The organism is Sneathiella sp. P13V-1 (genome assembly GCF_015143595.1).
Classification (GTDB): Bacteria; Pseudomonadota; Alphaproteobacteria; order Sneathiellales; family Sneathiellaceae; genus Sneathiella.
Map to the genome: position 1 here is coordinate 1 of NZ_WYEU01000001.1, position 11,268 is coordinate 11,268.

At 44.0% G+C, this 11,268-nt stretch carries 9 protein-coding genes; 8 read left to right on the plus strand and 1 reads right to left on the minus strand.

Going from position 1 to position 11,268, the window contains the following annotated elements; genetic code table 11:
• The first annotated feature begins 597 nt into the window (after window positions 1-597).
• The 5 genes from GUA87_RS00005 (at window position 598) to GUA87_RS00025 (ending at window position 6,089) form a co-directional block, all read left to right on the plus strand.
• On the plus strand, window positions 598-969 hold the full coding sequence (locus GUA87_RS00005; protein WP_193714483.1) for a flagellar biosynthesis repressor FlbT: 372 nt from the start codon (window positions 598-600) through the stop codon (window positions 967-969).
• A gap of 349 nt (window positions 970-1,318) precedes the next feature.
• Window positions 1,319-2,497 carry a flagellin gene (locus GUA87_RS18145; protein WP_193714484.1) on the plus strand — a complete coding sequence of 393 codons (1,179 nt, stop codon included), beginning with the start codon at window positions 1,319-1,321 and terminating at the stop codon, window positions 2,495-2,497.
• Window positions 2,498-2,575: 78 nt separating this feature from the next.
• Window positions 2,576-2,986, plus strand: coding sequence for a flagellar biosynthesis regulator FlaF (locus tag GUA87_RS00015; RefSeq protein ID WP_193714485.1), 411 nt, complete (start codon window positions 2,576-2,578; stop codon window positions 2,984-2,986).
• 11 nt (window positions 2,987-2,997) lie between these two features.
• Window positions 2,998-3,780 carry a DUF1217 domain-containing protein gene (locus tag GUA87_RS00020; RefSeq protein WP_193714486.1) on the plus strand — a complete coding sequence of 261 codons (783 nt, stop codon included), beginning with the start codon at window positions 2,998-3,000 and terminating at the stop codon, window positions 3,778-3,780.
• A 65-nt stretch (window positions 3,781-3,845) separates the two neighbouring features.
• Window positions 3,846-6,089, plus strand: coding sequence for a class I SAM-dependent methyltransferase (locus GUA87_RS00025; RefSeq protein WP_193714487.1), 2,244 nt, complete (start codon window positions 3,846-3,848; stop codon window positions 6,087-6,089).
• On the opposite strand, the gene GUA87_RS00030 is transcribed toward GUA87_RS00025, so the two are convergent.
• A complete protein-coding gene (locus tag GUA87_RS00030) occupies window positions 6,084-7,661 on the minus strand; it encodes a tetratricopeptide repeat-containing sulfotransferase family protein (protein ID WP_193714488.1) in 1,578 nt (525 codons plus the stop codon). The two genes, GUA87_RS00025 and GUA87_RS00030, sit on opposite strands and share 6 nt — an antisense overlap.
• Window positions 7,662-7,981: 320 nt before the next feature.
• Here GUA87_RS00030 and GUA87_RS00035 point away from each other — a divergent pair, with 320 nt between their 5' ends.
• The 3 genes from GUA87_RS00035 to GUA87_RS00045 all read left to right on the plus strand — a co-directional run bounded on the left by GUA87_RS00035 (window position 7,982) and on the right by GUA87_RS00045 (window position 11,251).
• Window positions 7,982-9,157 (plus strand): flagellin, encoded by a 1,176-nt coding sequence (locus GUA87_RS00035; RefSeq protein ID WP_193714489.1) that lies wholly within the window; start codon window positions 7,982-7,984, stop codon window positions 9,155-9,157.
• Window positions 9,158-9,222: 65 nt separating this feature from the next.
• Complete coding sequence (gene flaF / locus GUA87_RS00040) at window positions 9,223-9,603, plus strand: flagellar biosynthesis regulator FlaF (RefSeq protein ID WP_193714490.1); 381 nt, start codon at window positions 9,223-9,225, stop codon at window positions 9,601-9,603.
• Between the two features lie 94 nt (window positions 9,604-9,697).
• Complete coding sequence (locus tag GUA87_RS00045; protein WP_193714491.1) at window positions 9,698-11,251, plus strand: acyl-CoA carboxylase subunit beta; 1,554 nt, start codon at window positions 9,698-9,700, stop codon at window positions 11,249-11,251.
• Window positions 11,252-11,268 lie beyond the last annotated feature (17 nt).

Genomic DNA, 11,268 nt, shown 5'->3' on the forward strand with positions numbered 1-11,268 from the left:
GAAAAAACGACAAGATCAGGGCTCGAAACATCCAACAAGATGTTCTGTCCACCCTCAACCGCAACAACTGTACCGCTTGCACTGCCACTTACTGTACCGTTTTCCGTCTTCGCCATTATTCTATCCAATCTTGATTCAGGCTGATATTCCCAACTAAACAGCCAAATTCCCTCAAAAAGGCACACTCATGCCTATACAATTGTCGGTTAAACTACATACCCACTCCAGTTTCGTCATACCTCATTTGAGTGACTCTTAAGTTTTTTTACAATTTTGTATAAAAAAATTTCTATTCAGCATCCTCTCTTTTAGGGATGCCGCCCAAGATGACCCTACGTTAATTAATTATTAAGCATAAATGAATGCAATCGCATCGATAGCGCGGAACCTTCCGGATAATACTTTATAATATGGGGGCTGTAAAAATGATGTCAGGACGACCCTTTTCCCTTAGAAGAGGCGAAGAAATAAGTTGCAGTTCTGCAAGCCTCTTTTCTTCATCAAACAACAACTGCTATATTATTGTCGCATTTCTATCAGCCCCGTATTATGGTCTTTGACTAATTCAAGGGGCTCAGATGTCAGGGGGCAATCCATATGTCTTTGAAATTCCGCATTCCTGCTGGTGAGAAAATCATTGTAAATGGTGCAGTGATTACAAATACAAGTTCCAAAGCGATGCATTTCTCACTCGAGAATGATGCCTCCATAATGCGGGAGCGTGATATTCTGCTGCCAGATCAGGTCACAACACCACTACATAATGTCTATATGCAGGTTCAAATGATGTATATCGAACCTCAGAACCACGCAGAACATTATAAAGCCTTCCAGGAAGCCGCGCAGATGGCGTTCATATCTGTTGAAGATGACCCCACGCGCAATGTTATTTTTGAAGTTGTGGGCTTGGTCGGTGAAAAAAACTTCTACAATGCATTAAAGCTTCTGCAAAGGATTATGAAAGACTAGTTTATTAATCAAAGAATCTACGACTCTTAGATTCTGATTTTAGATATATCGCTCCTTTTATGGGCCGTGCAAATTGGAAGCGCGGCCTTTATTTTTGCAATAAATTATTTTCTCTTCATTTTTTCGCGCCCTTGTCTTCTATTAAAGAAATCCAAGTTTTCTAACCATCCTAATAGTTAACAAAAAGAAAACACCTAATTTCCTCCGCGAGTTAGCACCGCAAATAAAACTCATTAAGGCTTTGTTAGGAATTTCATTTCATAGTGCAATCACGGTTTCGAAGTGAACCGGGGCTCAAAAGAGCCGCTTTCGTCGCACAGCGACAAACTCTAAAATGAGGATTTACATTATGGCTTTTTCAGTTAATACCAACTCTAACGCCATGGCCGCATTGCGGTCTCTTTCTGCAACACAGAACAACATCACAAGCATTCAGGCACAGATTCAGTCTGGTTTGAAAATCGGTGGTGCTACTGATGACCCATCAACATTTGTGATTTCACAAGGTATGCGTGGTGACATTGGTTCTCTGAAAGCTGTTCAGGAAGGTCTAAACTTCGGTCAAGCGACTGTTGGCATGGCTCTAGCCGCAGCTACTCAGATTTCAGATCAGCTCACAGATCTTCAAGCCAAAGTTACACAGGCTGAAAACGAAGGTTTGGACACAGCGGTTCTGCAATCAGAAGCTGATGAAATGGTCTCCCAGATTGCTGGTATCGTTTCTAGTGCAGAATTCAATGGCATTAATCTGTTGGACAATGGCGGTACAACTTCAGGCTTGAACGTTCTTTCCGGCTTGAGTGGCTCTACACTCTCAATTGCAGAGCAAAATGCTACAACCACTGGACTGGGTATTGCAGGTTTGGATCTGACAGGCTCATACGCACGTATCGAGACTTCTGATGCCTTTAACCCAGCCGAATCCAACACATTCACCATTACCATTCAGGACGGTGCAAACGCTGACGTGGAAACACATATTTTCGAATTGACAGGTGATGGTAACGCACTGACATCTGCTCCAGACGAAAGCAATGCTGTTCCAGTTTATGTGCATGCTGTTGACGTGGACTTTACAGCGAACACTGGTGACTCTGGCCAGGCTATCATCGGTAAACTTGCTGATGTAATGCGTGAAGAAGGTTTCACTGTTACAATCAACGAAGATGGCTCATTTGATATTTCAAATGGTGGTCAAGAGTTGAACGTTGCAACAACAGTTGCAGCTGGTACAACAATCAACATTGACCAAGCCGGTACCGCGCTAGCAGACATTGACGCTGCTAAAACCAGCATCGGTACAATCATGACAACGCTTGGTACTTATGCCAACCGCTTGGAAAGTCAGGCTGAATTTACACAGATCCTGACAGATAAACTTGAAGAAGGTCTTGGCATTCTGGTAGACGCCAACCTGGCTGAAGTCTCTGCTAAGCTGCAGTCTGAACAGACTAAAGAACAGCTCGGTATTCAGTCTCTGTCTATCGCGAACGCTGCTTCTCAGTCTATCCTTGGATTGTTCCGTTAATCATGGAAAAGGTAAAGGCGGCTTTTGGGCCGCCTTTACCCCTCTTCTATCAGTATTTTTCTTTGAGGAGCTTATTCCATGTATGTTGATGTTTACAAAAAATCTTCCCTTGCTAACGAATCTAAGCGGGCTATTGAATACCGTATTTTTGCTGAAATCACTGGCGAACTCACCAAAGCAAATGACGAAGGCGCAGCCCCTCAGTCAAGAATTAACGCTTTGTTTAGAAATTCACAGCTATGGTTGACGCTAGAGGCAGATCTTGTCTCATCTGAAAACAAGCTGGATCACGAGTTAAAAGCTGGATTGATTTCACTTGCCATATGGGTCAGACGGTTTACCACCCATGCAATGAGAAACCGTGAAGATCTTGAGCCGCTCATTTCTGTAAATCGTCAAATCATGGAAGGTTTGATGATGTCAGAAAAGAATGCTAGAAAGCCAAAGGCGCAAGAACCCTATCAAAATTTCGCGCAAATGAGTGCGTAAGGTGATGAAAAATGCAGTTGTCAGCGAACAGTTCACTTCTTTGGTATAAATTGGCCAATGATCAGCGCGACTCACACATGAAATTGTTTGAAGCGCAGCCGACAACTGCACGAGATATCGAAAAATTCAAAGAGGAAATCGTCAACATAAAATCCGTTGATGATCTCATGAAAAACAGAACACTCCTTGGCGTTACACTTTCTGCATTTCAACTTGAATCCGAAATAGACAAGACAGCATTCGTCAAAAAGATGCTGACCGAGGACCCATCGGCTGACGATAGCTTGGTCAACAGGCTAGTTGAACCCAGATGGACAAAACTTGCCAATTCACTCTATGAACTAAACAGTAACCCTGATTTCTTTCTCAATGAGAAGAATGTTGAAGCACTTCTCGAAGGATACAAAACAAACGAATTTGAAAAGTTTGAAGGCCAAAACGCGGAAGGCGTTCGCGAGTCTATGTATTTCAAGCGTATCGCAGGCCAAGTAGAAGAAATTCCACAAATTCTTGCCGACAAAACCTTAATGCAGGTAGTTCGTGTTGGGTTGGGATTACCCGAAAGCTTCCTGTCTTTGGATTATGAGCAACAAAAAGCACGTTTGACAAAAGAAGTCGATCTTGAGGACTTCAAAGATCCCGCGAAAATTGACAAAATGATCGAACGATATCTGATTATGACCGAAGTCAACAACTCAGATGCAACTGCGAATCCTATGCTGTCACTTTTCCAACCCCTCAGCGGCGGCGGCACTGTGGGCCCTATGCCTGTGTCCTTGAATTTAAATGTGTAAATTTAGTTAGATTTTGTTAACCATAGCTCGATAGACTTCCGAAAGGGTTTCACGAAGGGCTGACTATGCAAAATCTCCAACGGATAGAAAAACTATCTCAAAGCGCCATAAAATCTTACAAGAAGAACAAAATAAAAGAAGCGCGTAAATCAGTATCAAAACTGTTAAGCTCTAAGCCTCCGAGCGCCTACCATTTGTTTCAAACTGGAATTGCGGCCTACAATGCCACTGATCTGGAAGCGGCGCTGAAGCTGCACAATAAGGCACTCGATTTCTCCAAAGGTACTTCATCAACTGAAGCTGATATAATCATGTCACGTGGTCTTATTCACATGGCCAACAATGATCTTGAAACAGCTTGTGATGATTTCACCAAAGCCCATGAAATTGATCCCAAAAATGCAAGAGTTCTGAACAACAGATCTTTGGCGCTCAGTAAATTACGGAAAGACGCAGAAGCGCTTGCCGATCTTGAAAAAGCGAACGCTTTAGACCCAACGAATTTAAATGCAGTGCTTAACTTGCTCAGGTTGCTTGTAAAACTTAAAAACACAGAAAAAGCCCTCCAATATGTTCAATCTTGTATGCCTATTCATGGAGAAAACGCAGATTTTCTGGTACTTGCTGGCAACATAAAGAGCGAACAAAATCCACTAGAAGCTTTAACTCTCATTAGAAAAGCCGCCCACAAAGAACCTAACTCCAGCTTTATCCTCAATAGTTATAGTGACGTTTTTGTGAGACTGGGTAATCTTCGAAATTTTGAGGGACTGGATAAAGATCTTCTACTCCTTCTGTCCAACGAAACTGTTGAATGGAAAAAACTGAACTGGATTGTTCCTCAACATCTTAAATCTTTACCTGACTTTCAACAAATTCTACCTTTGCTCGAACAGGCAGTTTCTCAAAACAAGGATGTCAATCTGGATTTTGGACAAGTCGTAAAATGTATGACGAACCCTGTTCTCTTAGCCTCGTTGAAAAGGATAAGGCTCTCCGACCCGTTACTAGAAAAACTGCTAGAAACCTTCAGAAGACAAACTCTTGCAGCCCTTGCCAGTGACATTCAATTGGAAGACGCATTAAAACAAGTTCTTCTATCCATACTTTTACCATTTGCCAAATACTCGTTTATGGCTGAGTACGTCTTTAGTGAAAGTGATTTCGAAAAACAGACAATTCCAAAAGTCGTTGAAAAAATTAAAAATTCACCTGCGTTTTCGATAGGCAACGCCCTTAATTTCGTGATCATTTGTTCTTATAAAACACCTTACAAAGATGTTGACCTGACAGATTGTGCGAAAAATTGGGGTAATACTAAGATTGACGCTTTAAATGAGTTCATCGACATAACAATCAATGAACCTCTGGCGGAACGCGCACTTATTCCAACAATTTCACAACTAACAAAAATCGAAGACTCAATTTCCTTGAGTGTTCGCGAACAATATGAAGAGAACCCTTATCCACGTTGGGAGCATTTTCCAAACAGGGGCGGGACAAAATTCCCGCTTCATATTGCGACCCTCCTCCCTTCTTTGAAGGGGAACGTCCCCTCCATGCCAGAGCATCCTGAAATCCTCATAGCGGGGTGTGGGACTGGTCAGCAGCCAATATCAACATCTTTTGCATTTCCTGACGCAAACGTAACAGCAGTGGATTTGAGCCTTGCGAGTATCGCCTACGCGAAAAGGAAAACCAACGAATTAGGCATCAAAAACCTGTCCTTTGGTCAGGCTGATATTATGGAACTGAGGTCCCTTGATAGGAAATTTAACGTAGTCGAGTGCGCCGGTGTGCTCCATCACATGCATGACCCTATTGCAGGATGGAAAGTGCTCGTTGACCTTCTTGAAGATGATGGCTTTATGCTTATCGCACTTTACAGTGAAATAGGACGTCGCGACATCGTCGCTGCTAGAGAATTTATTGAAAAACAAGGCTACGGGAACGATGCAAACAACATTAGAGCCTGCAGAAAACACCTTTTATCGTTACCCGATAGCGAAATAGCAAAGGCTGTATGCCGACACTCTGATTTTTACACTATGTCAGCTTGCCGAGACCTTATCTTCCATGTTCAGGAGCACCGCTTCACAATTCCACAAATAGAGAAGGCCCTGGACACACTAGGTTTGGAGTTTCTGGGCTTCCAGAATACTCACAAGCACCAAGATGAAGCATATACTCGGAACTATCCTGATGATGTTTTCAAAACTAATCTGGATCACTGGAACCAGTTTGAACAAGATAACCCTGATATCTTTTCAGCTATGTATAAATTCTGGGTTCGAAAAAGAAAGTCATAAAACTGGAGACAGTGCTTCTAGCAATGGATTAATCAGATCTCCGTAACGTTCTTTTTGCCCCACCGAGCTGTTATAAATTGGCTGACGCACCTGGTTACTACTTGCCGTAGATACGGCGCGTTTATTTTTATGAAACTCCAAGCAAACCGGGTCCCAATCCAGACCGCAATAATCAAGAATACGCCTTGCTTGACCTTCCAAATCTGCCACGACGTCCTCATATTGAACATCCAATATTCTGCCTGGCAACGCTTCATGCCAATGCGCCATCATGTTTTCATAATTCACATAATATGCCCCCAGTTCTTGCATATCATTTGAAAATCTAAGTTTATCAAAGAATGAGGTCTTAAAATTTGACAGGCATGTATCTACCGGATTTCTGCGACAATGAATAATCTTGGCATTAGGGAACAACATGTGAATGACACCGATATTTGTGAAATTACTCGGCATCTTGTCAATTACATGATCTGCGTTTGGAGCCAACTTAACCATGTTTTCCAGAACGTGGTTTGCCTCAACCGTTAACGCATATCTGATTTTCTCATAATCAGAATCTTTTTCGTCAATAAACGGTATTTTGTTAGGAAAAGCAGCGGAAAGCCGTGTTCCTGCCTCTTTAATATTTTGAAGCTCACCAGCTCCATGCACACCGCTTAAACTGGATAAAACCTGTTCAATCAACGTAGTACCGGAGCGAGGCATACCAACGATAAAAATAGGTACATCTGTTTCCGTAGTTGCAACTTTTCCACGGCACCAATCCCCACCAATCGGAAAGAACTGCATAATCCCCTTAAACACCCTAGCTTCGTCATCTCCTTCACGGGCTTCATCTTTTAGCAAATCATTTGCTTTTATGAAGTATTTAAAACTACCTATGTGATCATTCAAATTCTCATAATATCTCCCAAGTGCATATTGGGCGTTGGCGAGATCCGAAGTTTCAGAAATTGATGGCAGCACTTCCTCTAGCTTAGTAAAGACTTTTTCATACTTATCGCCTTTTTGAAATTTCACGTATTGAGACAATGTATAATAAGCGGCTCCTCTTGTCGGAAAGGAGCCAATGAGTTGCTCGCACTGCTTAACAGCTTTACGTGTTTCGCCCAACATCCCAAGCACAGTCGCTATTGATTGTGATACTTCGTAATCTCCAGGCTTAAGACGTAGTGCTTTCTGATAAACCTTCTTTGCATCAACAAGTCTCTGATTTATTACCAAAGCATCCCCAAAACAAATCAATCGACTAGCAACGTCTGGCAGGATCTTTAAAGATTTCTCATAATTGCTGATAGCGAGCTCAGCTCTCCCAAGACGTAGAGCAATATCTCCCAAGATCGCATATGGTGTCGCATATTCTGGATAGAGATCTATGCACTGCCGACAAGCTTCCTCTGCTCTTGCATCATCACCTTGGAGAAAACACTGCCTTGCAATAGCGATCAGCTGTTGTAGTTGTTGAAGTTGCATCAGCGACAACCCCGTAGTCTCAGGTGTCAAAAGCTGCTTATTCCGCAATTTCTGCCCTTGCTTTGCTGCGCTTTGTCGTCTTGCTTTTCTGTTCACAGATATGTTCCACCAAATGACCGATTTGAATTACCAAACTTCTACCAAATAGCCAGCCTCGCATCAACAACGCGGATTTCTGATTCAAATCAAGCACTTCTGTAAAGGTTAACGGGGAAATTGATTCCGAGGTGAGAACATTTTTCCTAGTAAGCAGTCACATTGCTGCCGATAACCATCGCTTTACCATACCAATAAAATCGTCATTTTTCCGCAGTTTTTAAGGCATTTCAAAAAACTGGCACACCTGTTGCAGATAGAGCCTCGAGTGAGTTTGCGATCAGAAGATTGCTTGTTGAAATTGCTACAGGAGAAAAAAAATGGCATTTTCAGTCAACACAAATGTAAGCGCAATGGCGGCTCTCCGCACATTGACGATGACACAAAGTTCGCTGAATTCTGTTCAGCGTCAAATTGAAACTGGCCTTAAAGTTGCCGAAGCCAAGGACGATCCGTCTACATTTACTATTGCGCAAGGCATGCGTGGTGATGTTGGATCATTGAAAGCCATTCAAGAAGGCTTATCCTTCGGCCAGGCTACAGTTAACATGGCCAATGCTGGTGCCCTTCAGATTTCTGAAGTGATCATCGACCTGAATAAGAAAGTGACACAGGCTTTCAATGAAGGTTTGGACATTACGATCCTTCAAGAAGAGGCTGATGCCCTTGTTGAGCAGATCAACAGCATCGTGAACACCACAATCTTTAATGGTGTGAACCTGATTGACGGATCTGGAACTGATCTGGAAGTTTTGTCAGCTCTTGGTGGTGTTACCCAAACTGTCCCAGCGCAAGACGCGACCACAGCAACACTGGGCTTAACAGGGTTTGATCTTTCTGCTAATGCATCCATCATCACAATTGATGATTCATATGCAATCGCTGAGGACGATGTTTACACCCTAACTTTGTCAGATGCGAACGGCACAACAGCCATTCACCGTTTCGAAATGACAGCGGATGGTAACGCCCTAACATCCGCACCTGATGAAAGTGCGACACCTCCTATTTATGTTCACGCAGTAACAGTTGACCCTGCCAACCAATCAGTTCAGGAAATGACTGGTATCATGGCTCAAACCATGCGCCAGGAAGGCTTTGCAGTCACTCTTGGTGAGTCTGGCACAATCACAATCGCGCATGGTCAAAATGTCGCTACTACTGCGAATAATGGCGCGACTGACCTTACCACAACAGTGATTGCTGGTATCAATAATACAGGTAACGATCCACTTGCAGTTCTTGAAAATGCTGAAATGTTGGTAGGTCAGATCATGACAACCTTGGGTACCGCGGCAAACCGCCTGGATAGCCAAAGTGAGTTCACTCAGTTGCTCGTCGATAAGCTTCAAGAGGGTCTAGGTATCCTCGTGGATGCGAACCTCGCCGAAGCCAGCGCTGAACTGCAGGCACTGCAAACCAAAGAACAACTTGGTATTCAGTCTCTGTCGATTGCCAACTCCAGACCTCAGTCAATCTTGTCTCTATTCCAGTAAGGTAATACATTAGTAAGGATTTTAGAGGAAACTCTATATTCATACTGAGACAGTAGAGTTGATAGATGTCTGTAGCAGCATATCAAAAAGCAAATCAGAATACCGAAAACCCCCGTCAAACGGAATATCGGGCATTCGCAATCTTCACTCGCGCTTTGGAAGAAGCTGAGGCCAAGGGTCCCGTTGAAGTGGTGAAGGCCGTCGCTGATAATCGTCAGCTCTGGCTCACCCTTCAGATGGACCTAGCATCGGAAGATAACAAACTACCGAAAGAGCTTAAGGCCCAGCTTATTTCCATCTCAATATGGGTGAACCGTTACAGCGCTGAAGCTCTAAAAGGCGAAGCCTCACTAGAACCACTCATTACAGTCAATAAACAAATCATGGAAGGCCTAAGAGGCACATCCTCTAGCGCTGAGGCAGAAGCTCCTTCCCCTACAGCGTAGCTAAATATTTTCCCCCTTTCTATTTGTCCCTACCGAAAATTCCCACTACCCTATCTTAAACTAGTAACGCCAAGTAGGGCGTAGAGGTAGGAAAATGAGCTGGGAAAAAGAAGCGCAAGAAATAAAATACATGCGTCAAGCTGCCCGAAAGATGGGCGGCGAAGAAGCCATCAAAAAACAACATGAAAAAGGCCGCCTCACCATACGGGAGAGGATTGACCTTTTACTGGATAACAACAGCTTTCACGAACATGGATCCCTCGCAGGCTCTTCTGAGAGAGATGAGGATGGCAACTTAACTGATTTCTCTCCCGCAAATTATATAACAGGCCTTGGAAAAGTGAACGGGCGACCAGTTGCGGTCGGGGGTGAAGATTTCACCTTGAAAGGTGGCTCACCCAATGCCGCCGGACTTCGAAAAAGTGTCTATGCTGAGGAACTGGCCCTTCAATATAAAGTTCCATTGGTTCGTATGCTGGAAGGTGGCGGCGGCAGTGTCGCTGGATCAAAAGGTAATCAGGGGCCTGTTGGTAGCCCCGTTTTTGAGAAACCCCGATTTAAATCCATCGCTCAAATGATGTCTGTCGCCCCTGTGGCATCCGCTGCGCTCGGCCCCGTGGCAGGTTTTCCAGCGGCACGCTTCGCTGCCTCTCATTTTTCTGTGATGACAAAAGAAACATCCCAAATTCTCATTGCTGGACCTGCAGTCGTCTCTCGGGCGCTCGACACTGACATGACCAAAGAAGAACTGGGCGGAGAGAAGATCCATAGTCGCAACGGCGTGGCCACAAACATCGCCAAATCCGAAGAAGATGCCCTAAATCAAATTCGGACATTTTTAAGCTATCTGCCTACGAATGTATGGAACCTTCCCCCGGTAAGCGCTTCGAATGATCCTGAAGACAGGTGCGAGGATGACCTTATATCCATCATCCCCAAAAACAGACGACAACCTTTCAACATGCGGAAAATCCTGAAAGCCGTTGTGGATGAAGGCAGCTACTTTGAAATGAACAAAGGATATGGTCCAAGCCTGATCACAGCTTTCGGCCGCATGAAAGGTGTTCCTGTTGGCATCATCGGAAATGATTGTAAATATTATGCAGGAGCCATGGGCGCGCACGCCGCTATCAAAACACGCCGTTTTATTGAGCTTTGCGATACCTTCCATTTACCTATTTTGAATTTCGTCGATGAACCCGGCTTTATGATTGGCCCTGACTCAGAAAAATTGGGAACTATTCGATATGGGACCTCAGCGGTTGCCTCCTCCGTCATGTCAGTTGTTCCGTGGGCGACCGTCATTGTCAAAAAAGCCTTTGGTGTTGCCGCCGCCGCTCATTTTAGTGAAGACGGTTACGTTCTGGCATGGCCAAGTGCAGAAATGGGGGCCTTGCCAGTTGAAGGTGGAGTTGCCGTTGCCTTTAGACGACAAATTGCCGAAGCAGATGATCCCGACGCCATGAGAGCGAAATTGGAAAATGATCTGGCTGCCAAACAATCCCCTTTCCCACGCGGCGAGAGTTTTTCGGTACATGATGTTATTGATCCACGTGAGACACGACCATATCTTTGTCAGTGGATCGATTGGATCAAACCGACATTAGAAGAATTAAAAGGGCCGGTTCACTTTGGATACCGCCCGTAAATAACAAGGAGGAGACC

What these genes read in the sequence shown, in the direction of transcription:
- GUA87_RS00035 (WP_193714489.1), top strand. Translation starts at nt 7,982, where the DNA reads ATGGCATTTTCAGTCAACACAAATGTAAGCGCAATGGCGGCTCTCCGC.
- GUA87_RS00045 (WP_193714491.1), top strand. Translation starts at nt 9,698, where the DNA reads ATGAGCTGGGAAAAAGAAGCGCAAGAAATAAAATACATGCGTCAAGCT.
- flaF (WP_193714490.1), top strand. Translation starts at nt 9,223, where the DNA reads ATGTCTGTAGCAGCATATCAAAAAGCAAATCAGAATACCGAAAACCCC.
- GUA87_RS00005 (WP_193714483.1), top strand. Translation starts at nt 598, where the DNA reads ATGTCTTTGAAATTCCGCATTCCTGCTGGTGAGAAAATCATTGTAAAT.
- GUA87_RS00020 (WP_193714486.1), top strand. Translation starts at nt 2,998, where the DNA reads ATGCAGTTGTCAGCGAACAGTTCACTTCTTTGGTATAAATTGGCCAAT.
- GUA87_RS00025 (WP_193714487.1), top strand. Translation starts at nt 3,846, where the DNA reads ATGCAAAATCTCCAACGGATAGAAAAACTATCTCAAAGCGCCATAAAA.
- GUA87_RS18145 (WP_193714484.1), top strand. Translation starts at nt 1,319, where the DNA reads ATGGCTTTTTCAGTTAATACCAACTCTAACGCCATGGCCGCATTGCGG.
- GUA87_RS00015 (WP_193714485.1), top strand. Translation starts at nt 2,576, where the DNA reads ATGTATGTTGATGTTTACAAAAAATCTTCCCTTGCTAACGAATCTAAG.